The 22,764-nt window shown below is 65.4% G+C and carries 17 protein-coding genes; 16 read left to right on the top strand and 1 reads right to left on the bottom strand.

Translation table 11 applies throughout. The features are described 5' to 3' along the window. Window positions 1–11: 11 nt before the first annotated feature. The 7 genes from sucD (at window position 12) to ACVWY6_RS11395 (ending at window position 5,876) form a co-directional block, all read left to right on the top strand. A complete protein-coding gene (gene sucD / locus ACVWY6_RS11365) occupies window positions 12–902 on the top strand; it encodes a succinate--CoA ligase subunit alpha (RefSeq protein WP_023962683.1) in 891 nt (296 codons plus the stop codon). Between the two features lie 185 nt (window positions 903–1,087). Beyond that, entirely contained in the window at window positions 1,088–1,873 is a 786-nt protein-coding gene (locus ACVWY6_RS11370) for a hypothetical protein (protein WP_457538077.1), read from the top strand. Then, window positions 1,870–2,343, top strand: coding sequence for an RDD family protein (locus ACVWY6_RS11375; protein ID WP_023962687.1), 474 nt, complete (start codon window positions 1,870–1,872; stop codon window positions 2,341–2,343). The genes ACVWY6_RS11370 and ACVWY6_RS11375 overlap by 4 nt, the downstream gene beginning before the upstream one ends. Before the next feature lie 210 nt (window positions 2,344–2,553). Continuing rightward, window positions 2,554–3,423, top strand: a complete 870-nt coding sequence (locus ACVWY6_RS11380; protein WP_457538079.1) for a MetQ/NlpA family ABC transporter substrate-binding protein — start codon at window positions 2,554–2,556, stop codon at window positions 3,421–3,423. Next, window positions 3,416–4,462 (top strand): methionine ABC transporter ATP-binding protein, encoded by a 1,047-nt coding sequence (locus tag ACVWY6_RS11385; protein WP_457538080.1) that lies wholly within the window; start codon window positions 3,416–3,418, stop codon window positions 4,460–4,462. The genes ACVWY6_RS11380 and ACVWY6_RS11385 overlap by 8 nt, the downstream gene beginning before the upstream one ends. Window positions 4,463–4,465: 3 nt before the next feature. Then, the gene (locus ACVWY6_RS11390) at window positions 4,466–5,137 is read left to right on the top strand and encodes a methionine ABC transporter permease (RefSeq protein WP_023962693.1); all 672 of its coding nucleotides are present in this window, start codon (window positions 4,466–4,468) and stop codon (window positions 5,135–5,137) included. 67 nt (window positions 5,138–5,204) lie between these two features. After that, window positions 5,205–5,876, top strand: coding sequence for a TetR/AcrR family transcriptional regulator (locus ACVWY6_RS11395; RefSeq protein ID WP_457538082.1), 672 nt, complete (start codon window positions 5,205–5,207; stop codon window positions 5,874–5,876). A gap of 97 nt (window positions 5,877–5,973) precedes the next feature. On the opposite strand, the gene ACVWY6_RS11400 is transcribed toward ACVWY6_RS11395, so the two are convergent. Continuing rightward, a complete protein-coding gene (locus tag ACVWY6_RS11400) occupies window positions 5,974–9,540 on the bottom strand; it encodes an indolepyruvate ferredoxin oxidoreductase family protein (protein WP_457538084.1) in 3,567 nt (1,188 codons plus the stop codon). A gap of 268 nt (window positions 9,541–9,808) precedes the next feature. Between ACVWY6_RS11400 and ACVWY6_RS11405 the strand changes: the two genes are divergently transcribed. From ACVWY6_RS11405 to ACVWY6_RS11445, 9 genes are all read left to right on the top strand, one after another. Next, window positions 9,809–11,392 carry a carboxyl transferase domain-containing protein gene (locus ACVWY6_RS11405; RefSeq protein WP_457538086.1) on the top strand — a complete coding sequence of 528 codons (1,584 nt, stop codon included), beginning with the start codon at window positions 9,809–9,811 and terminating at the stop codon, window positions 11,390–11,392. Between the two features lie 7 nt (window positions 11,393–11,399). Further along, complete coding sequence (locus ACVWY6_RS11410; RefSeq protein WP_457538088.1) at window positions 11,400–13,400, top strand: acetyl/propionyl/methylcrotonyl-CoA carboxylase subunit alpha; 2,001 nt, start codon at window positions 11,400–11,402, stop codon at window positions 13,398–13,400. Continuing rightward, window positions 13,397–14,569: an acyl-CoA dehydrogenase family protein gene (locus ACVWY6_RS11415; RefSeq protein WP_116915954.1), complete on the top strand. Its 1,173-nt coding sequence runs from the start codon at window positions 13,397–13,399 to the stop codon at window positions 14,567–14,569. The genes ACVWY6_RS11410 and ACVWY6_RS11415 overlap by 4 nt, the downstream gene beginning before the upstream one ends. Before the next feature lie 5 nt (window positions 14,570–14,574). After that, entirely contained in the window at window positions 14,575–15,087 is a 513-nt protein-coding gene (locus ACVWY6_RS11420) for a MaoC family dehydratase (RefSeq protein ID WP_317713160.1), read from the top strand. 41 nt (window positions 15,088–15,128) lie between these two features. Continuing rightward, window positions 15,129–15,959, top strand: coding sequence for an HpcH/HpaI aldolase/citrate lyase family protein (locus ACVWY6_RS11425; RefSeq protein WP_457538090.1), 831 nt, complete (start codon window positions 15,129–15,131; stop codon window positions 15,957–15,959). 10 nt (window positions 15,960–15,969) lie between these two features. Continuing rightward, window positions 15,970–17,601 carry an AMP-binding protein gene (locus ACVWY6_RS11430; RefSeq protein WP_457538091.1) on the top strand — a complete coding sequence of 544 codons (1,632 nt, stop codon included), beginning with the start codon at window positions 15,970–15,972 and terminating at the stop codon, window positions 17,599–17,601. 5 nt (window positions 17,602–17,606) lie between these two features. Further along, window positions 17,607–19,556: an acetoacetate--CoA ligase gene (locus tag ACVWY6_RS11435; RefSeq protein WP_457538590.1), complete on the top strand. Its 1,950-nt coding sequence runs from the start codon at window positions 17,607–17,609 to the stop codon at window positions 19,554–19,556. A 128-nt stretch (window positions 19,557–19,684) separates the two neighbouring features. Beyond that, window positions 19,685–20,977 (top strand): DUF5336 domain-containing protein, encoded by a 1,293-nt coding sequence (locus ACVWY6_RS11440; protein WP_457538093.1) that lies wholly within the window; start codon window positions 19,685–19,687, stop codon window positions 20,975–20,977. 175 nt (window positions 20,978–21,152) lie between these two features. After that, a complete protein-coding gene (locus ACVWY6_RS11445) occupies window positions 21,153–22,682 on the top strand; it encodes a cell division protein PerM (protein ID WP_457538095.1) in 1,530 nt (509 codons plus the stop codon). Window positions 22,683–22,764 lie beyond the last annotated feature (82 nt).

A 22,764-nucleotide genomic window follows, 5' to 3' on the forward strand; every position in this document is an offset into this window, starting at 1 on the left:
GCAGCAGATCAATGTCGATTTTTCTGAACAAAGATTCCAAGGTCATCGTTCAGGGCATCACCGGTGGTGAGGGCACCAAGCACACCGCTCTGATGCTCAAAGCAGGCACCAAGGTCGTCGGTGGCGTCAACGCCCGCAAGGCCGGCACCACCGTCAGCCATGACGGGGGCGTGGAGCTGCCCGTGTTCGGCACCGTGTCCGAGGCCATCGAGAAGACCGGCGCCGACGTGTCGATCGCTTTCGTGCCGCCGAAGTTCGCCAAGGACGCGATCATCGAGGCCATCGATGCGGAGATCCCTCTGCTCGTGGTCATCACCGAGGGCATCCCGGTGCAGGACAGCGCATACGCGTGGGCCTACAACGTGGAGAAGGGCAACAAGACCCGGATCATCGGTCCGAACTGCCCCGGCATCATCACCCCCGGCGAGTCGCTCGTGGGCATCACCCCGGCGAACATCGCGGGCACCGGGCCCATCGGTCTGGTCTCCAAGTCCGGAACGCTGACCTACCAGATGATGTACGAGCTGCGTGACATCGGCTTCTCCACCGCAATCGGCATCGGCGGTGACCCGGTCATCGGCACCACGCACATCGACGCCATCGAGGCGTTCGAGAAGGACCCCGACACCAAGGTCATCGTGATGATCGGTGAGATCGGCGGCGACGCGGAGGAGCGGGCGGCCGATTACATCAAGGCCAACGTCTCCAAGCCGGTCGTCGGGTACGTCGCGGGCTTCACCGCTCCCGAAGGCAAGACCATGGGCCATGCCGGCGCCATCGTCTCCGGCAGCTCGGGAACCGCTCAGGCCAAGCAGGACGCACTCGAGGCGGCCGGGGTGAAGGTCGGCAAGACGCCGTCCGAAACCGCCGAACTCGCACGCGAGCTCTACAAGAGCCTGTAAGCAGACAGAACACGAAGCGCCGGTCCTCGAAAGGGGGCCGGCGCTTTGTGTTGTTTGCACTCCATCCGGTGCGGCCGGTCGACGACCATCCAGGAGAGCACGCGAACAACCCCATAAGTTCGGGGGTTCGGCGGCGTGCCCGGCGAGTAGTGTTCTCAGTCACGGCGAGTGAAAGAAGCGCGCGCATGACCGGTGGACCACTGCTGGACGGATTGCTGAGAACGGCGGGCTCGGCCTACTCGCTTGCGGTGCGTGTCCCGGTGGTCGGCGGTGTGCTGCAAAGGCGCACCGAAGATGTTGTCGCGCTGGGTGAACGCGCGCTCGCTGCGGCCATCGTGGTCGCGCGTTCGTCGCTCAAGGTGATCATCCGTGAGGTGATCGATGCCCTGGTCGTCGAGGTGGACCTCACCGAACTGGTGCGTGGCCACGTGGACCTCAATCGGATCGCCGTGGGGATCGACGTGGATCGCATCGCGGCCCGGATCGACATCGACGCGATTCTCGACCGCGTGGACATCGACAGGATCATCGAAACCGTCGACCTCGACCGTGCCGTTGCCGGCGTGGACATCGACGCGGTCGCCGCGAAGATCGACGTCGACGCGATCATCGGGCGTCTCGATCTCATCGAACTGGCGAATCAGATCATCGACGGGGTCGATCTCCAAGCGATCGTTCGTGACTCGACCACCACGTTGACAACCGGTGTGCTCGAAGACGTCCGGACACAGGGGGCACGCGCCGACGACGTGGTGGCAGGGGTCGTCGGACGACTGCTCGGACGTCACGATGGCAAGCGCGCTGCCCGCCCGGTCGAGCCGCCGGCCCGGAACGGCCGGCATCCTGACGCCGGCTCCCTGAACGGAACACCGCCCCCGGCCGAGGTGATCATCGAGGTGCACCGACGTGTTCCCGACAAGCCTGGCGAGCGGTCCGGCGCCGCCACCGAAGTCCCGGCGGACAGGGGATGACCGAGAAGTCGCGTGAGGTCGCCGAACCCCACCACACGGGCAGGGACGAGTTCGAGAGCAGGATCGCCGGCATCGTCAGTCGTGGTGTGGCCGCGGTCCTCGATGTCGCGACAGTCGCCGCGATCCTCGGAATCTTGTACCTGGGGGCACTGCTGCTCGGACTGTTGTTCACCAGCGGGAACTTTGAGACACCAAACCCGAACGTGCTGTTCTCCGGAGTGGCGACGTATGTGGTCGCGGTTGCCTACCTCGCAGGTTGCTGGACGGTGTCGGGCCGCACAGTGGGTTCGGTTGCGATGGGCCTCGAGGTGGTCAACCGCAGGGGTGGCCGGCTCGGTCCGGTTCGCGCTTTGTTACGTGCCATGTTCTACACCACCTTCCCGATCGGCCTGCTGTGGGTTGCCGTGGACAGACGGCGCCGTTCGGTGCAGGACATCGTGCTGCGTAGTCGGGTCATCTACGCATGGTGAGCCACTCGATTGGCGTGATCCCATAAAATCTGCCGGATTTTAACTCCTGGCCCGGAAATAGAGCAGGTCAACGACTTTCGTCTGCCCGGTGTCGCCTCGGCGCTTCCTGCTCGTGTTGTCTCCCGTCGTTACAGTCACTACGCGCGACCGCCGGTCGGTCGCTCATGTGCTCGGCCGCCTCGGCCGTGAGACGAAAGGGAACGGGTTGTCATGCGTTTGAGAAGGCTTGCCCTGCTACTGGTTCTGCCCCTGCTGGCCCTGGGGATGGCCGCGTGCGGCAGCGACGACTCAGACACGGTGAAGATCGGTGTCGCCGACGCCAGTGAAAGCTACTGGAATGTGTTCAAGCAGAAGGCTTCCGATGAGGGCATCGACGTCGAGCTGGTGAATTTCACCGACTACAACCAGCCCAATCCCGCGCTGGCCGAGGGAGAACTCCAGCTCAACGAGTTCCAGCACCTGCTGTACCTCGCCACTTACAACGCCAAGAACAATCAGAACCTTGTGCCCATCGGTGCAACGGCCGTCTATCCTCTGCCGCTGTACTCGACCAAACACGCGTCTCTGGACGAGATCCCGCAGGGTGGCAGCGTGGTGATCCCGAACGACCCGACCAACCAGGCCCGCGGCCTCTTGGTGTTGCAGCAGGCCGGTCTGATCTCCCTGAAGAACGGCGGGTCCGCGTTCTCGACCCTGGCCGACATCAACGAGGGTGCGTCAAAGGTGAAGGTGACCGCAGTCGACGCCGGCCAGACCGCCCAGAGTCTTGATTCCGTGGATGCCGCGATCGTCAACAACAACTATGCGACGTCGGCAAATCTCGGCGCGGACAAGGTGATCGCTCAAGACGACCCGAACGGCGATATCGCCAAGCCGTACATCAACGCTTTCGTCGCACGCGACGAAGACAAGGACAACGCCGACTACCTGAAGTTGGCCGCGCTCTACCACGACCCCGAGGTGGAAGCGGCGGCGAAGAAAGACCTGGGCGCAAGCGGGGTCTTCAAGACGAACCCCGCGTCCGAACTGCAGCAGCTCACCGTCGAACTCCAGGAGCAGGTGAAGTCGAGCGGTGCCTGAGGAACCCGCCATCTCGTTCCGGGGCGCCACCAAGCGGTTTCGCGGCAAAGGAGGCAAACAGCTCGTCGCGGTGGACGGGGTGGACCTGGACATCGCCCGCGGCGACATCACCGGGGTGATCGGATATTCAGGTGCGGGTAAGAGCACCTTGGTTCGGCTGATTAATGGTCTGGAGACCCCCGACGAGGGGCAGATCCTGATCGACGGCGAGGACATCAGCCGAGCCCGTGAACGCCAGTTGCGCCGCGTGCGCGGGGACATCGGCATGATCTTCCAGCAGTTCAACCTGTTCTCGTCGCGCACCGTTGCCGGCAATGTCGAGTTCCCACTGAAGGTTTCGGGCATGACGCGATCGGCGCGTGCCGCTCGCGTCACCGAGCTCCTCGACTTCGTGGGCATCGGTGACAAGGCCCGTCAGTACCCGCAGCAGCTGTCCGGTGGACAGAAGCAGCGGGTGGGAATCGCACGGGCACTGGCGACGTCACCGAAGATCCTGCTGGCCGATGAGGCCACCAGTGCGCTCGACCCGGACACGACAGCGGAGATCCTCGGGTTGCTCAAACGGGTCAACCGCGAGCTGGGCACCACCATCGTGGTCATCACCCACGAGATGGACGTGGTGCGTGACATCTGTGACCGGGTGGCCGTCCTCGATTCGGGGCGGCTCGCCGAGCAGGGTCTGGTGTACGACGTGTTCTCCGGGCCCGCGTCGCCGATCACGCGACGCCTGGTGCGTTCGGCGGTCGGTGATGCGCCATCGGGGGAGACGCTCGTCAGGTTGCGCTCCCGCCACAGCGGTCGATTCGTGACCGTTGCGGTACGGGAAACCGATTCCGGCACGGTCGATGTCACCGGAGCCCTGGCGCGGCCCGGCGTCCGGGCCACCGTGGTCTACGGCGGGATCATCGAACTGTCCCGGCGCCCGTTCGGTTCGTTGACATTTGCATTGCAGGGTGGCGACAGGGAGATCGACGCGGCGCTTGCAGCCCTCCGCGAACTGACCGACGTCACCGAACATCCGGTGAAAGAGGAGGTGTAGCCCGTGTTCCTCGGCGACATCATCACTCCGGAGCTGCGGCCGATCCTGTGGGACGCGGTCATCCAGACCTTCCAGCTCGTGGGTTTCACGCTGGTGATCGGCGGCGTCATCGGGCTGGGTCTCGGTGCCCTGCTCTACGCCACCCGCCCGACCAATCTGCTTGCCAACACGGTTGTCTACAACCTTCTCAACGTGGCGGTCAACATCGTCCGGCCGATCCCGTTCATCATCTTCATCACGGCCATGGCACCGCTCACCAAAGAGGTGATGGGCACCAGGATCGGTACCGAGGCAGCGATATTCCCGATGACGGTGATGGCTGTGTTCGTGATCGGGCGCGTGGTGGAGCAGAATCTCGTGGCCGTCGACCCGGGTGTGGTGGAGGCGGCGCGCGCGATGGGTACAAGCCGGCTTCGCACGTTGCTGACGGTGGTGATCCCGGAAGGTCTTGCGCCGCTTGTGCTCGGCTACACATTCATCTTCGTCGCGATTGTGGACATGTCCGCGATGGCGGGATACGTCGGTGGCGGGGGGTTGGGCGACTTCGCCCAGCAATACGGCTATCAGCAATTCAACTGGAAGCTCACCGTGGTGGTCATCGCGATGCTGATCGTGTTGGTGCAACTGGGTCAGTGGCTCGGGAACCGGCTGGCCAGGCGCGCGTTGCATCGTTGACGTGCGGTATGACGGCTGCGCGAACCCGTTCCCGACCCATGGGTCGGGCGGGTAACCTCAGCAGGCGATGACCACTGCATCAGCCGGAACTCCTGACGGGCCCGCAGAGCCCGCGGATGATGACGTCCACGAGTCGTCGGCAGAAACCCCGTCCGGACCCGCTCCGGTCACGCGCAGGGGTCTGGCGAAAGCGGCGCGGCGGCGGGAGTTGCTGGCTGCAGCGGCACGTCTGATGGCCGAGCGAGGATTTGCGGGGGTCCGTCTCGAAGACATCGGCGCCGCGGTGGGTGTCAGCGGTCCGGCGATGTACCGGCACTTCACGGGCAAGGACGCAGTCCTGGCCGAGATGCTCATCAGCATCTCGGAACGGCTCTTCGACGGCGGCCAATCGGTGGTCGCCTCCACCGACGGACCCGACGAAGCACTGGACGGTCTGATCGACTTCCACGTACGGTTCGCGACCACCGAGCCCGAGCTGATCCGCGTGCAAGATCGGGATTTCTCGTCACTCGCTTCCGAAGCCAGTCGCACGGTCAGGCGGCTACAGCGGCAGTACGTCGAACTGTGGGCCGACACGCTGATCCAACTCGATGGCTCGATACCCCGGCAGGAAGCGCGGACGCGGGTTCAGGCCGTGTTCGGACTGATCAATTCCTCGCCGCGACTCCCGGATCTGGATGCCCGGCGTCTGCACATGATCCTCGCTCGGATGGCTCACGCGGCTCTGCTGAGTTCGTGACCCCGGTGGTGCGACACCGCTGACCAGAGGTGACAGAACGCGAGGACGCCCACGTGCTCCTGGAGCGTCCTCGCGTACTGCGTGGGGTGCCGATGGTTCAGATATTCAGTGCCGCAGTGTGTTCGGCCACTGCTTCGCGGTACCGGGCCACGTTGCGCATCTTGATGTCTTCGTATCCGCGCACCATGTCGGGCAGCTCGGCCACCGCAACAGCCGAAGGCATGTCGTCGGCGGTCAGCCGGCCGTCCGCAAAGGCCTCCAGCAACCGGGTGATGAGTTCGCGGTACTCGACGATCAGTGCCCGCTCGGTCTCGCGGACCTTGGCACGCGCAAACGGATCGAGCTTGGTGCCACGCAGGCGCTTGGCTTTTGCCAGTGACTTCAGCGCAGGCGTGCCCCAGGCCCCGATGGCGATCTTCTTGCGCATGCCCAGCGACCGGAGAGTCGGCGGATGCAGGCGCACAGCAACTTTTGCGTCTTCACCGAACTGGCCGGCGACCTCGGCTGCGAACTGGTGGTCCTGCGTCAGACGTGCAACTTCGTACTCGTCCTTGTAGGCCATCAGTTTGAACAAGTTGCGCGCCACGGCGTCGGTGAGGCCGCCCACCTCGGGCCGGCCTTCGGCGCGTGCGACATCACCGACGAACCGGACGTAATCGGTTGCGTAGGAGACGCTCTGGTAGTCGATCAGTTCATCGACCCGGCGGCGCACCGTGCCCAGCACCTCGGTGCTCACACTGTCCAGCGACCGCGTGAGGGTGATGGCCCGGGTGCTGGGCTGCCATGGTGCGGGCGCCGGGTGTGCGGCCGCAACAGCAGATCTGACCGCCTCGCGATCGGCGACGATCTGCCGGCCGCGGCGAAACGCCTGCAGATTGCGTTCGACTGCAACGCCGTTGAGCTCGATGGCACGCTCGATCGATTCGGCCGTGATCGGCATGGCTCCCGACTGGAACGCCGCACCCACCAGGAGCATGTTGGCGTACTGCTCGTCCCCGAAGAGTTCGAGCGTGAGTTCGCCGGCGTCGAGGTAGATGCCTCGTTGCACCGACCGGTCGATGGACGACGCAATCTGTGCATCGCTGGGGTAGGACACCGAGGTGTCGATGACCATTGCGCCTGTCGGGATCTTGGTGGTGGAGACGATGGCGGTGGTCTTGAGGGGCGAGGCCACCTTCAGGTTCGCCGGGTCCACGCCGACGAGTCCGTCGCACGACAGGTAGAGGTCGCAGTCACCCGACGCGACTTTCGCCGCCTGTTCCACCACGCCCGAGCTGACCTTGACGTCGCTCACCACTGCGCCGCCCTTTTGCGCCAGCCCGGTCATGTCGACCGTGCGTGCCACGTGCCCGTCGAGAACGGCTGCGGTGGCGATCACCTGGGACACCGTGACAACCCCGGTGCCGCCGATACCCGTGACCCGGAGGGTGAATCCGTCGTCGATTAGTTTGGTGGCGGTGGGTGTCGGCAATACGTCGGCGTCGATGTTCGGCACCGTGTGGCGAACCCGAGCGGCCTCGCCGGGGGTGATCGTGACAAACGACGGGCAATCGCCTTTGAGGCAGGAGAAGTCGAGATTGCACGAACTCTGATCGATCCGGGTCTTGCGACCGAACTCCGTCGACACCGGATGCACCGACAGGCAATTGGACTTCTCGCCACAGTCGCCGCACCCCTCGCAGATCCGCTCGTTGATCATGACGCGCGTGGTGGGAGTCGGTTGCTCACCGCGCTTGCGCTTGCGGCGCTTCTCGGCGGCGCAGTGCTGATCGTGGATGAGCACAGTGACACCCTCGATGGCCGCGAGCTCCTGCTGGATCTGCATCATGTCGTCGCGACTGCGCACCTCGACCCCGGGCGGTAGTTGCAGGGAACGGGTGCGAATCGGATCGTCCGAGGTGACCACCACACGCCGAACCCGCTCGGCCAGAAGTAGTTTGGTGATCTGCGGCAGGTCCATCTGACCGACCGGGTTCTGTCCGCCCGTCATCGCGACCGTGCCGTTGAACAGCAGCTTGTAGGTGATGTTCGACCCGGCGGCGACCGCCGAACGCAACGCCAGCGATCCCGAGTGCATGAAGGTTCCGTCGCCGATGTTCTGCACGAAGTGTTTCTCGTCGACAAACGGGGAGATTCCCAGCCACTGCGCACCCTCGCCACCCATCTGTGTGACTCCGGCGATGTCACCGACCTGGTCGGGGTCCATGAGCAAGACCATGGCGTGGCAACCGATCCCGGCGCCCACCAATGTTCCGTCGGCGACTTTGGTGGAGCTGTTGTGCGGACATCCCGAGCAGAAGTACGGGCTGCGCACTGCCAGCGGTAGTTCGATGCGGCCCCGACTGCGACCGCTGGTCTCGAGCCAGTTCGTGGCTTCGGGGATCTGGTGGTGACGGGCGAGTCGGTTCGCGAGACCGCGGGTGACCGAGTCGATGTCGAGTTCGCCGAACCGCGAGAACAGGGTGGATCCGTCTTCGTTGGACTTGCCGACGATGTTCGGTACGTCCGGGCGGCGGAACAGGATGTCGCGCATCATCGTTTCGAGGAAGTCGCGTTTCTCTTCGACCACGATGACCTCGTCGAGCCCGGCGATGAACTCGGTCATGATCTCGCGCTCGAACGGGTACACCATGCCCATCTTCAGGATCCGGATGCCCAGGCGGCCCAGGTCGGCGTCGGTGATCCCCATCAGCCGCAGCCCTTCGCGGACATCGAGGTAGGTCTTGCCCGCCGCGACGATGCCGATCCTGTCGTCCGGGGTGCGCGAGACGATCCGGTTGAGCCTGTTGATGCGTGCGTATTCCATCGCGCGGGGCAGACGGATCGTCAGCTGGTTCTGTTCGAGCTCCATGAGGTTGGCGCCCAACAGCTTTCCGCTGGGGACATGTGGACTGGTACCGAGATCGCCGTAGATGGGGAGGATGCGGTCGGGGTGCACATCAGCGGTGGATGCCCCGTCGGCGACATGGGCGGAGATCTTCATCGACGTCCACAGGCCGGACACCCGAGACATGATCGCGGCGTGGACTCCGAGGTCGAGGATGTCCTGGGAGTCGGCGGGATAGAGGATCGGCATGTACAGGTCTGCCAGCGCCATCTCGGAGGCGCAGGGGACGGTGGAACTCTTGGCACCCGGATCATCGCCGACCAGGGCGACGGCGCCGCCGGTGGGGTGGGTGCCGATGATGTTGGCGTGCCGGAGGGCATCGGTGGCCCGGTCGAGGCCTGGTGCCTTGCCGTACCAGTAGCCGACCACGCCGTCGAGCGCACTGTTCTCTCCGCGGTTCGACAGTGTTCCGACCTGGGCTGCCACCTGCGAACCCATCACTGATGTCGCGGCGATCTCTTCGTTGAGTCCCGGGCGATGCACCACGTCGAAGGGGTCGAGGTACTTGGCGCGACGGGCGATCTCGAGGTCGTAACCGGCGAGCGGAGAACCCTCGTAGCCGGAGATGAAAGACGCTGTGCGCAGATTCTGCCTACGGTCGAGGCGGGCCCGGTCACGCACCATCCGGACCAGTGCCTGGATGCCGGTGAGGTAGACGGTCCCGGACTCGCGGGTGTAGCGGTCGTCCAGTGAGAAGGACTCGACGGAAGCGGCTGCTCCGCCCAGTGGATCGCGGTCGTGGTCGCCGTCGTGGTGGTTCTGCGTAACGAGGGTCATGGCTGTTTACCCGGCTCTCTATTGTGTTGTGCCGACCCGGGGGTGGTGGGTCGGAGCTTGTTCTTCGGTACCGCGATCGTACGTCAACCTGTGATGCGGGTCACGACGGATCTCAGCGCGTGCGGATATCGGGGGCAGGCGGTGTGTGTGGGCGTGGGCGGGATCGGTGAAACTTCGGCCGTGATGTCGCCAATCGCGTGACAATGGGTCTGCCAGCACTTACAGTGACTTCAGTTAATCGTTCCTAACTGAAAGGCGGTGGACGCCGGTGTCCACGACCGCAACCGCACCCCGGTGGCGTGCAACGCATGAAGCCAACGTGGCGGCTCTGCGTGCCCGACTGGATCGCGTGGCCCAGGGCGGCGGCGAGAAGGCGCGGGCCAGGCACCTGGACCGCGGGAAACTGCTGCCTCGTGACCGGGTCGACACGCTTCTCGATGCCGGGAGTCCGTTCTTGGAGATCGCGCCGCTGGCAGCCGAGGACATGTACGGGGGCAAGGCGCCCGCGGCGGGGGTGATCGCCGGCATCGGGCGGGTGGCCGGACGTGAGTGCGTGGTGATCGCCAACGACGCGACGGTGTCGGGCGGCACCTACTACCCGGTGACCGTGAAGAAGCACCTGCGAGCCCAGGAGGTGGCGGCGGCGAACCGGTTGCCGTGTATCTACCTGGTGGACTCCGGCGGCGCGATGTTGCTGCAGCAGGACGAGGTCTTTCCCGACCGCGACCATTTCGGGCGCATCTTCTTCAATCAGGCCAACATGAGTGCGGCAGGTATCCCGCAGATCTCGGCTGTGCTCGGGTCGTCCACAGCCGGTGGTGCCTATGTGCCGGCCATGAGTGACGAGACGGTGATCGTGCGCGATCAGGGCACCATCTTCCTCGCCGGACCGCCACTGGTGAAGGCCGCAACCGGAGAAGATGTCAGCGCCGAGGACCTCGGTGGCGGACTGATGCACTCGACCGTGTCCGGGGTGACCGACCACCTCGCGGACAACGACGAGGACGCGCTCGAACGGGTCCGGCGGATCGTCGCCACGCTCGGGCCGGCCGACCCCCCGCAATGGGACGTGCAGCCGGTTCGCGAACCTGTTGCGGCGCAGACCGATCTCTACGACGTGGTCCCCACCGATGCTCGTACCCCGTACGACGTTCGCGCGGTGATCGAGATCATCTGCGACGCCGGTCAATACGATGAGTTCAAGGCGGGATACGGGACGTCGCTGGTCACCGCATTCGCCCACATCCATGGCCACCCTGTCGGCATCATCGCCAACAATGGTGTGTTGTTCAGTGAAAGTGCGCTCAAGGGAGCGCATTTCATCGAACTGTGCGACAAACGCAAGATTCCTCTGGTGTTCCTGCAGAACATCACGGGGTTCATGGTGGGACGGGAATACGAGCAGGGCGGGATCGCCAAGAACGGCGCCAAGATGGTCACCGCGGTGGCTTGCGCTCGGGTGCCCAAGTTCACCGTGATGATCGGTGGATCGTTCGGTGCCGGCAACTATTCGATGTGTGGGCGTGCCTACTCGCCACGGTTTCTGTGGATGTGGCCCAATGCGCGCATCTCGGTGATGGGTGGACCGCAGGCTGCGGACACCTTGGCGACCGTGCGGCGCAACCAGATCGAGCGTGGCGGTCAGGAGTGGTCTGCGGAGGACGAGGAACAGTTCAAGTCGCCGATTCGCGAGCAGTTCGAATCACAATCGGACGCCTATTACTCCACCGCACGGCTATGGGATGACGGCGTGATCGATCCCGCCGACACCCGCACCGTGCTCGGGCTGGCGCTTGCCGCTGCGCGCAACGCACCGCTCGCGCCGGTGTCCTACGGCGTCTTTCGGATGTGATGTGGCGATGAAACAGATAGACACGGTATTGGTCGCCAACCGCGGGGAGATCGCCTGCCGGGTGATCCGCACTCTGCGGCAGGCGGGAGTCCGCAGCGTTGCGGTGTACTCGGACGCAGATTCTGATTCGCTGCACGTGGCCATGGCCGACGAGGCCGTCCGACTCGGCCCGGCCGCCGCGACCGAGAGCTACCTGAAGATCGACGCGGTGATCGCTGCCGCGCGAAGTGTCGGCGCCGATGCGGTGCATCCCGGATACGGATTCCTCTCGGAGAACGCGGCGTTCGCACGTGCACTGGCGGAGGCGTCGATCGTCTTCCTCGGCCCGCCGGCAGCGGCGATAGAGATCATGGGCGACAAGATCGCCGCGCGGGAGGCTGTGTCGGCCCGCGACGTCCCCGTGGTTCCCGGCATCTCCCGGCCCGGGCTCACCGACGACGACCTGATCGAGGCAGCGTCCGACATCGGGTTCCCCGTGCTCATCAAACCGAGCGCGGGCGGTGGCGGCAAAGGGATGCACCGCGTTGCCGATCCGGTCGACCTGCCCGCCGCGCTGCGGACCGCCCGGCGCGAGGCCAAGGCGGCATTCGGCGATGACACGCTGTTTCTCGAACGGTTCGTGGACACCCCGCGTCATATCGAGGTCCAGGTACTCGCCGATACCCACGGCAACGTGGTGCATCTCGGTGAGCGCGAATGTTCCCTCCAGCGACGGCACCAGAAGGTCATCGAGGAGGCGCCCTCGGCGCTGCTCGACACCGCCACGCGTGCCCGCATCGGCGCGGCGGCCTGCGACGCGGCGCGGTCGGTCGGCTACACCGGCGCCGGAACGGTGGAGTTCATCGTCTCGGCACACAAACCCGACGAGTTCTTCTTCATGGAGATGAACACCCGTCTGCAGGTGGAACACCCGGTCACCGAGATGGTCACCGGCGTCGACCTCGTCGACTGGCAGCTGCGGGTGGCCCGGGGGGACAAACTGGATTTCGCCCAGGACGACGTGACGATGACCGGCCACGCAATCGAAGCCCGGGTGTACGCCGAAGACCCTGCTGCCGGATTCCTTCCCACCGGTGGGTCCCTGCTCCTCGTGGACGAACCCGCCGGCCCTGGTGTCCGGGTCGACTCGGGCATCGTCACCGGAGACGTGGTGGGCAGCGACTACGACCCGATGCTCGCGAAGGTCATCGTCCACGGCGATGATCGAGCCGACGCCATCGCCCGTCTGGATGCAGCGTTGGCGCGCACCCACGTGCTCGGCGTTCGCACCAACATCGGGTTCTGCCGCCACGTGCTCGACCAGCCCGATGTTCGGGCCGCAGAGCTCGACACCGAGCTGCTCGACCGCCTCGTCGTCGACTACCGCGAACCCCCGCCCCCTTTCGAGGCACTGGCATTGGTCGGGCTTCACCGGGTGCGAACCGGTCGCAGCGGTGAGACACCGTGGACCTCGCAGGTCGGCTGGCGCATCGGTGGACCAGCACCTACGAGGACACGCCTGCAGGTCGGGGACGATGTGGTGACGGTTGCGGTGACCGGACCGGAGACCGACGCCCGCGTCACCATAGGTGACCGGACAGCCACAGCGTCGGTGTCCGGCGAGCGACTCACCCTCGACGGCATGACGTCGCGATGGCTGATCGTTCAGGCACCACCGAAGCCGGCCGCAGGCCACCGGACCGACAGTCCGGGGCATTACTGGGTCAGCGGCCCGGCCGGTACCTGGGAAATTGCCGAGTCGAAGATCCTGCGGTCGTCCATCGATGCCGAGGAACTCGGGGAGATCACCAGTCCCATGCCGGGAACCGTTGTCGCCGTGCTGCATCCAGGAGGCGAGTCGGTGGAGGCCGGTACGCCCGTACTGGTGGTCGAGGCGATGAAGATGGAACACACGCTGACCGCTCCACGTGCCGGTGACCTGTCGGTGGTGGTCGCAGTCGGCGACAAGGTCACCAGCGGCCAGCGGCTGGCAACGATCATCGACCACTCGGAAGGAAATCCCACATGACCATCACCGACGACCTGACGGTCGAGTACGACGAACTGCGCAGGACAGTGGCCGACTTCGCACAGTCGGTGGTTGCCCCGGTATCGGCCAAACACGATGCCGAACACACCTTCCCGTACGAGGTGGTGCGCCAGATGGGGGAGATGGGCCTGTTCGGTCTGCCGTTCGGTGAGGAATACGGCGGGATGGGAGGAGACTACTTCGCGCTGTCGCTCGCGCTCGAGGAACTGGGCAAGGTGGACCAGTCGGTGGCCATCACCCTCGAAGCCGGTGTGGGCCTCGGCGCCATGCCGATCTACCGGTTCGGTACCGAAGAGCAGAAGCAGAAGTGGCTGCCGGACCTGATTGCCGGCCGCGCGTTGGCAGGGTTCGGACTCACCGAGCCGGGCGCGGGCTCCGATGCGGGTGCCACCGCCACCACGGCCAAACAGGACGGCGACGAGTGGATCATCAACGGTGCCAAACAATTCATCACCAACTCCGGCACCGACATCACCTCGCTGGTCACCGTCACGGCCGTCACCGGAGCGCGGTCACCGGGGCCGGACGGGTCGGCCCGCAAGGAGATCTCGACGATCATCGTGCCCAGCGGCACAGAGGGTTTCACCGCCGAGCCCGCGTACAACAAGGTGGGGTGGAACGCGTCGGACACCCACCCGCTCAGTTTCAGTGACGCGCGGGTGCCCGCGGAGAATCTGCTCGGTGAACGCGGCCGCGGCTACGCCAACTTCCTGTCCATCCTCGACGAGGGACGGATCGCGATCGCGGCGTTGGCGACCGGGGTGGCGCAGGGCTGCGTGGACGAGAGTGTGAAGTACGCCAAGGAACGTCACTCATTCGGCAAGGCCATCGGCGAATACCAATCGGTGTCGTTTGCCATCGCCCGGATGGAGGCTCGCGCACACACCGCGCGCACCGCGTACTACCACGCGGCATCGAAGATGCTCGCCGGCAAACCGTTCAAGAAAGAGGCGGCGATCGCCAAGCTGGTCTCGAGCGAGGCCGCCATGGACAACGCACGCATGGCCACGCAGATCCACGGCGGCTACGGCTTCATGAACGAGTATCCGGTGGCACGCCATTACCGGGATTCGAAGATCCTGGAGATCGGCGAGGGCACCACCGAGGTGCAGTTGATGCTGATCGCGCGCGAGCTGGGTTTCGCATGACCGGCGTGAGCGAGACGGACCGCCAGAGCGAGGACTCGCCGCAGCCACGTCGGGTCACCCAGCGCGGCTTGTGGTTTGACGAGTTCGAGGTGGACACGGTGTACGAACACCGGCCAGGGCGCACGGTCACCGAGGCCGACAACGTCTTGTTCACCACCCTGACCATGAACACCCAGGCGCTGCATCTCGACGCGGCGTACGCCGCCGAACAACCGGGTTTCGGTGGGGAGCGACTGGTGAACTCGATGTTCACCCTCTCGACGATCGTCGGATTGTCGGTGAGTCAATTGACGCAGGGAACCCTGGTGGCCAATCTCGGTTTCTCGGAGATCGCGTTCCCCGCACCGCTCTTCCACGGTGACACGCTGTATGCCGAGACCGAATGCACGGGAAAACGGGAAAGCAAATCCAGACCCGGCGAGGGCGTGGTGTCATTGCGTCACATCGGAAGAAACCAGCACGGCGACGTGGTTGCTGTAGCTCAGCGGTCCACGCTCGTGCGCAAGCGCGTCACGTGAGGTCCAGACAGGTGGCGCACCGAGACATAGGAGGAGCACCGGTGACCAACTGGAGTCCGCCCGGCCCGGCCATTCTGTTCTGCCCCGCAGATCGTCCCGAGCGGTATGCCAAAGCTGCAGAGCGCGCCGACGCGGTCATCATCGACCTCGAGGATGCGGTGCGCCCTGAGGCACGCGAGGCCGCTCGCGAAGCGCTGATCAACAATCCGATCGACCCGAACATCACCATCGTGCGGATCAATGCCGCCGGCACCGGTGACCACTACCGCGACCTCAAAGCCCTCGCGCAGACGGCGTACCGCGTTGTCATGCTGTCCAAGAGTGAGACCGCCGAGGATCTGTCACAGGTCGGGTACCAGGTGATCGCCTTGATCGAGACCCCCGCCGGTGCCCTGGCCGTGGAGCAGATCGCCTCGGCGCCGAACTGCATCGGGCTGATGTGGGGCGCAGAAGACCTCGTCGCCGCCATGGGCGGGCGGTCGAGCCGGTTCAGCACCGGCGAAGCCAACACCGGACGTTATCGAGACGTGGTCAGGCAGGTTCGCGGAATGGTTCGGTTGGCCTGCGCAGCCCACGGGCGCTTCGCCGTCGACTCGGTACACATCGACATCGCCGACACCGACGGTCTACACGCAGAGGCGCTCGACGCGGTGAACCTCGGCTACGAGGCCACCGCGTGTATCCACCCGTCGCAGGTGGATGTCGTTCGAGCGGCCTACCGGCCCACTGACGACGAGATCCGTTGGGCGGAGCAAATTCTGGGTGCCGACAAAGACAACACCGGCGGGGTCTTCCAGGTCGGCGGGCAGATGATCGATTCACCCCTGTTGGGACAGGCGGAGGCGATCATGCGCCGCGCCGAATCACACTAGGAGCGCTTTCATGGCAACACCTGAGCCCTCGCACGCAGAGGGGCTGCCGCAACCGCCGCTGCTCACCGTCACGATCGGGGAGTCGTTGCGACAGACCGTCGAGGGATTCGGTGACAACGAGGCCCTGGTCGACGTCCCGACCGGTCGGCGATGGACCTACCGCGAGTTCCGTGATCAGGTGCGTGCGTTGGCTGCCGGCCTGGCTCGCAGTGGCCTGGTGCCTGGCGACCGAATCGGGTTGTGGGCCCCCAACTGTGCGGAATGGGTGCTGACTCAGTACGCGGCGGCGGAGTCGGGTCTGATCCTCGTCAACCTGAATCCGGCCTACCGCCAGACCGAGATCGAGTTCGCGTTGCAACAGTCGGGAACGCGCACCGTGATCGCTGCACCGCAGTTCCGCGACGCCGACTACGCCGGGATGCTCACCACCGCCATCGACAACTGTCCCGACCTCGCATCGGTGGTGCTACTCGGTTCCGATGAATGGTCCGAACTGCTCTCGACCGCAACACAATCAGAGTTGTCCGCACTCGACGACATCGCGTCGACGCTGACACCCGACGACCCGATCAACATCCAGTACACCTCCGGCACAACAGGTAATCCCAAGGGTGCCACCCTGTCCCACCGGAACATCCTCAACAACGGCTATCTGGTGGGGGAACTGTGCAATTACACCGACCAGGATCGGATCTGCATCCCTGTCCCGTTCTACCACTGTTTCGGCATGGTGATGGGAAACCTGGCGGCCACCACCCATGGGTCGGCGATGGTGATTCCGGCACCAGGGTTCGACGCCGCCAAGACGCTGGATGCTGTTGCGGGCGAACGCTGCACCAGCTTGTACGGCGTCCCGACGATGTTCATCGCCGAGCTCGCGCTGGCCGATTTCGACACCTATGACCTGAGCTCCCTGCGCACGGGGATCATGGCCGGATCGCCGTGCCCGGCGGAGGTGATGCGGCAGGTGATCGACAAGATGCACATGTCGGAGGTGTCCATCTGTTACGGCATGACCGAGACGTCGCCGGTGTCGACGCAAACGCGCTCCGACGACACGTTCGACCGGCGTGTGGGCACCGTCGGCCGGGTTGCACCACACCTGGAGATCAAGGTCGTCGACCCGGCCTCGGGGGACACCGTGCCCCGCGGCGACGTCGGCGAGTTCTGCACCCGTGGTTACAGCGTGATGATCGGATACTGGAACCAGCCCGACAAGACGGCCGAGGCCATCGACGGCGACGGCTGGATGCACACCGGCGATCTGGCCGTCATGGATGAGGACGGTTATGTCCAGATCACCGGCCGCATCAAAGACATGGTGATCCGCGGCGGTGAGAACATCTACCCCCGCGAGATCGAGGAGTTCCTCTACACCCATCCCGACATCCTCGACGCCCAGGTCATCGGGGTGCCGGATGAGAAATACGGCGAGGAGTTGATGGCATGGGTGCAATTGCGTGACGGCGTCAGCGATTTCACCGTCGACGATCTCCGCGCGTTCGCCGACGGAAAGATCGCGCGCCACAAGATCCCCAGATACGTTCACGTGGTCGAAGCGTTCCCGATGACGGTCACGGGTAAGATCCGCAAGGTCCAGATGCGGGAGAGTGCCCTGGACATCCTCGGAATCGGCCGATGAGTCGAATGGACGAGTTCGCCGAAGCGGTCGGTGCTGCCCGCGGACTGACGTTCAACGGGTACGACGATCTGTGGCAGTGGTCGGTGGACCGGCCCGAGCAGTTCTGGCGCGTGGTGTGGGACCACTTCGGCGTGCGAGCGACCGGCGGTAGCACGCTCGGCGACGCCGACTCCGATGTACTGCGCGATCCCGAGATGCCGGGTGCACGGTGGTTCCCAGACGTCTCCCTCAACTATGTCGACCAGATCCTGTCGCACACCGACCAGGGCGGTGTCGCCATCGTAGGGCTGAGCGAGGACGGTCGCCGTACCGAGATCACGTGGGGTGAACTTCCACAGCAGATCGTCGGTGTTGCAGCGACATTGCGTGAGATGGGCGTCGGGCGAGGCGACAGGGTGGTGGCCTACCTGCCGCATGTGCCCGAGGCCGTGATCGCGTTCCTGGCCACCGCTTCGCTCGGAGCGGTGTTCTCGGGCTGTGGCCAGGACTACGCGCCGGCCGGTGCTGCCGGCCGCTTTGCCCAATTGGACCCGCTGGTGATGATCTGGGCCGACGGCTATCACTACGGCGGCAAGTGGATCGACAAACGCGGCGACAGTGCGGAGCTGGCCGGAATGCTCCCGACGCTGACCGGGCAGCTGGTCGTGCGTACCGCCGAATCCGACCCGGAAGATGAGGATTCGGCCGACGGAGCCGTCGAGTTCTCCGTCGCCGCAGGCCGTTCGGCAGACCTGAAGCCTGAACCGGTACCCTTCGACCATCCGCTCTGGGTGCTGTTCAGCTCCGGCACCACCGGAAAGCCCAAAGGCATCATGCACGGCCACGGTGGGGTGGTGCTCGAACACCTCAAAGCCGTTGGCCTGCATGGTGCGATGAACCGCGACGACGTGTTCTTCTGGCAGACGGCCCTGAGCTGGATGATGTGGAACTACCAGGTCGCCGGTCTGCTGGTGGGGGCCAGGATCATTTGCTACAGCGGCCACCCGCTCAATCCGGATGCCGACAGGCTGTGGGGCTTGGTCGAATCGGAGAAGGTCACCTACTTCGGTACCAGTCCCGGACAGCTGCAGGCCTCTCGTAAGGCCGGGCTCCATCCAGGTACAGATCACGACCTCAGCGCGCTACGTACCATCGGCAGCACCGGTTCCACGCTCGCGGCAGATCTGTTCATCTGGGTGGATCAGAATGTGAGAGAGGGTATTCCGGTGTCCTCGATCAGCGGGGGGACCGATGTGGTGACCGCCTGCGCGGGCGGCTCGCCAGGCGTCCCGGTGGTGCCGGGCGAGCTGTCGGCGCGGTATCTCGGTGTCCAACTGGCCAGTTGGAGTGCGCACTGCGAACCGCTGATCGGCGAGGTCGGAGAGATGGTGATCACCACCGCCATGCCGTCCATGCCCGTGGGGTTCTGGAATGACCCTGACGGGGAGCGTTACCGGAAGGCGTATTTCGACCACCGGTGGGCCGCCGGCCCCCGTCCACATGTGTGGCGACACGGCGATTGGGTCACCGTCACCGAACGCGGATCCATCATCATCCACGGTCGTAGTGACGCGACGTTGAACCGCAACGGGATCAGGATGGGCTCGGCCGAGATCTACGAGGTGGTAGAGGGCATCGACCAGATCGCCGAGGGATTCGTGGTGGGGGTCGACGGCCCCGGCGGCGCGTACTGGATGCCGTTGTTCGTCACCCTCACCCCGGGTGCATCCCTCGACGAATCACTCGTCGCGCAGGTGCGTTCGGACATTCGGCACAGGCTGTCGCCGCGACACGTCCCCGACGAGGTGATCGTGGCACCGGGCATCCCACACACCCGGACCGGCAAGAAGCTGGAGGTACCGGTGACCGCGATCTTGGCTGGTCGCGCCGATGTCGCGGTGGACCCGCGGTCGGTGGACGCACCGGAATTACTCGATTGGTATCGACAGCAGGGCCGCGAACACAGCTGGAAGTGACGTAGTCCGTTTGTTGTCGCAGTCGAAATCAACGGTTGTCGTCACCAGTGGATGTACTAGCGTAAGGCGCGACATATAAATCCGCCGAGCAGCACGCGGGACGAACACCCTCAACAGCAGGAGTGAACATGAGCTATCAACCCGGTGGGTCCGGCTACGGTTCGCAGCAGCCGTACCAGGGCTCGCAGTACCCCGGCGCGGGGCAGCACGAATCAGGACAGCCGTCGTACAACCCCGGCTATGGCCAGCAGCCCGGTGGCGAGCAGGCGCAGAATCCCGGTTACGGCCAGGGCTACGGTCAGCCTGCACAGGGTTACGGCCAGCAGCCCGCCGGCCAGCAGCCCGCCGGTCAGCAGGGCTACGGGCAACCGTCGCAGCCATACGGTCAGCAGGGTTACGGCCAGCAGCCGGCCCAGGGCTACGCCCAGCAGGGCTATGGACAGCAGGGTTACGGACAACAGGGTTACGGCCAGTCACAGGGGCCCAAGGGGCTGCCCGCCGATCTCGCGAAATACCTTGCCTATGCCGTCGGCGCACTGGGCCTGATCAACTTCTTCCTCGGCTTCGCACCCGCGTTCGACGCCGAAGGCTTCGACGTCGACCAGAACAACCTGTTCCTCAGACTCCCCACGGCCATCGCGCTTCTCGGGGCAGCCGGTCTCATCGCGCTCACCACAGCGCTCCTCCGGCAGAACGCCAAGCTCAGCGGGATCGTTGCCGCGCTGTCGGTCATCGGCGCATTGGTGTTGCTGTTCCAGTTCTTCACCAAGGGTGACATCGACGCCGGAATCGGATTCATCCTCGCGATCGTCTTCGCCGTCCTCCAGGCCGCCGTCGCCATTGCGTGGCTCCTCACCGAGGCCGGGATCATCAAGACCGCTGGTTCTGGCGCCTCGAACGCCAGCGCGGACACCGCGTCGAACAGCACGGGTCAGCATTCGAACAGCAGCCTGACCGGCGACCAGGGCACCAGCTACGGCCAGGCAGGCGACCAGAGCACCGGATACGGCCAGGCAGGCGGATACGGCGCGGCCTCCTCCTACGGCCAGAGCAGCGGAGCCACGGCTGCCGGCTCAGGTGACCAGCATTCCGGTGGTCACCAGGCTGCGCCCGGTCAGAGCAATCCCTACGCACAGTCGGGTTACGGGCAGCAGGGCACCGACTCGGGTTCGATCGGACTGGGCAAGTCCGATTCCGGGCCTGCCGGATCGTCGGATGCCACCACGGTGGTCCCGTCGAGCCCGTCGTCGCCGTCCACGGCTCCAGGTCAGCCGAGCACGCCGTCGTCGGCTCCGGGAACGAGCAGCTTCGGCGCTCAGCCCGGTGCTTCCGCGCCGTACGAGGCCCCATCGACGCCGTCGGGTGAGCAGCAGAACCCCTACGGCGACCAGACCACGCAGTTCAAGTCGCCGGAGCGCTGACCAAGCACTTCGGTCCAGGTCAGGAGGAGCCGGCCATCACACGATGTGTGGTGGCCGGCTTTTTCGTGTGCCCGTGACGTCTGCCACCGCACGGGTGTAGGGGAGGCCGCTCGTCTTGCCGACCGCTCGGCGCGCCTGACCATCTGTTCGCCGGGCAAATGACACCCTGACAAGGGTGGCCAGCTCTACAGCGGAAAATCTCGCCGCGCGTCTGCGTGAGATGCGCCGGACCCGCCGCGCCGACGAGGTGGGCGCCGCGGACTCGGCACGGGCACTTGTTCGCCTGGCGTTCGGGACCACTGCGATCACCCTCGCGATCCTGGTTGTCATCGCCGCGCTGACCCTTGTTGCGGTCGGTGACGGGCTCGGCAGTCTGCCTGCCACCGTTGCGTCCATGTGGCTGGGCATCCATCAGATCCCACTCACCATCGGCGAGGTCACCATCGGGGTCCTGCCGTTGGCCCCGACCCTGCTGATGGTGGCTGCGGTGGCGCGGGCCACGACGCGGGCAACAGATGTCGACCGTCCTCACAGCGAGGTGACGGCCGTGATCCTCTCGGCCATCGGCGGGCCCCTTCTCGCCACCATCCTGTCCCTGGCGGTGGTGATGGACGCATCCACCGTGATGACCATCCAGAGCCCGGATGCGTTGCTGGCCTTCGCCTGCACGTTCGCAGTGCATGCAGTCGGCGCCGGAATCGGCGTGGGCCTCAAATGGTGGTCCACCCTGGTCGTGCGCGCAGGAGTTGCGGACTGGGTCCTCAAAGGACTTCGCTGTGGAGTCGTTGCGGTGACCGCACTCATGACGCTCGGCGCGATGGTGGTGGCAGTGCGGCTGGTGATCAACTGGTCGGTGGCCGGCGACCTGCTCGCGGCCGGGAACGGCTGGATCGGTGGTCTCGGACTGACGTTGCTCTCCATCCTGTACCTGCCGAACATGGTGATCGGTGCGGCGGGCGCCTTGGTCGGGGCGCCGGTGGCCGTCGGCGGGGCAACCGTCGACCTGTTCGGATCACAGGGCGGTCAGGTTCCGCCACTGCCGGTACTCGCCGCGCTTCCCGATGGCGGAGCCGGGCATTGGACAGCGCTGCTGCTGATCGGGATCGCGGGCACAGCGCTCTTCGTGGGCCGGCTCTGTCTGGACAAATCGCTGCTGCGCAACATCCGGATGGTGGTGGTCGCGGCCGCGACCTCATCGCTCTTCCTGGTGATCGCCAGCGTGCTGGCCGGTGGCGAGTTGGGCGTTCTGGGCAAGGTCGGCGCCAACCTGCCGGTGGCCGGGGTGTTCATGTTCGGGTGGATCGCCGTGATCGGATCGGTGACGGCCCTGGTGTACAGCGCGTTGCCGAGCAGACGCCGCGCGCGGTCGAACATCATCGATGATGACTACTACGACGACGACGGCCGTGGCGAAGAAGGCCGTTCGGACACCGACGACGAGGGCGTCGAGTCTATTCCGGTGGTCGACGAAGCAGCCATCGAATTCATCCCCGTCGACGAGCAGACCCCGCTCGACGACGACCACGAGTTGTCGCCGGAGCCGGGCCGACCCGAGGTGATTGTGGACGGCTGGGACCCGGAGGACTGGGCCCTGGACGAGGTGTGGGACGACACCGGCAGTGTGGTGGTCGACGAGCCCATCGACGCCGCCGAAGGCGAAGAACTGGTGTCGACCGACGACTTCGGTACCCGGCGCACCCGCTGAATCGGAGGCCATTAGGCTCGGTCCGAGCGACGCAGCCGCCCGCCCGAGGTCCTGTTTTCAGATGGCGGACCCGGCTACGCCC

The organism is Williamsia sp. R60 (assembly GCF_054063855.1).

Coding starts and splice junctions, on each gene's coding strand:
- sucD (WP_023962683.1), top strand. CDS start 12: ATGTCGATTTTTCTGAACAAAGATTCCAAGGTCATCGTTCAGGGCATC.
- ACVWY6_RS11370 (WP_457538077.1), top strand. CDS start 1,088: ATGACCGGTGGACCACTGCTGGACGGATTGCTGAGAACGGCGGGCTCG.
- ACVWY6_RS11375 (WP_023962687.1), top strand. CDS start 1,870: ATGACCGAGAAGTCGCGTGAGGTCGCCGAACCCCACCACACGGGCAGG.
- ACVWY6_RS11380 (WP_457538079.1), top strand. CDS start 2,554: ATGCGTTTGAGAAGGCTTGCCCTGCTACTGGTTCTGCCCCTGCTGGCC.
- ACVWY6_RS11395 (WP_457538082.1), top strand. CDS start 5,205: ATGACCACTGCATCAGCCGGAACTCCTGACGGGCCCGCAGAGCCCGCG.
- ACVWY6_RS11400 (WP_457538084.1), bottom strand. CDS start 9,540: ATGACCCTCGTTACGCAGAACCACCACGACGGCGACCACGACCGCGAT.
- ACVWY6_RS11410 (WP_457538088.1), top strand. CDS start 11,400: ATGAAACAGATAGACACGGTATTGGTCGCCAACCGCGGGGAGATCGCC.
- ACVWY6_RS11415 (WP_116915954.1), top strand. CDS start 13,397: ATGACCATCACCGACGACCTGACGGTCGAGTACGACGAACTGCGCAGG.
- ACVWY6_RS11430 (WP_457538091.1), top strand. CDS start 15,970: ATGGCAACACCTGAGCCCTCGCACGCAGAGGGGCTGCCGCAACCGCCG.
- ACVWY6_RS11435 (WP_457538590.1), top strand. CDS start 17,607: ATGGACGAGTTCGCCGAAGCGGTCGGTGCTGCCCGCGGACTGACGTTC.
- ACVWY6_RS11440 (WP_457538093.1), top strand. CDS start 19,685: ATGAGCTATCAACCCGGTGGGTCCGGCTACGGTTCGCAGCAGCCGTAC.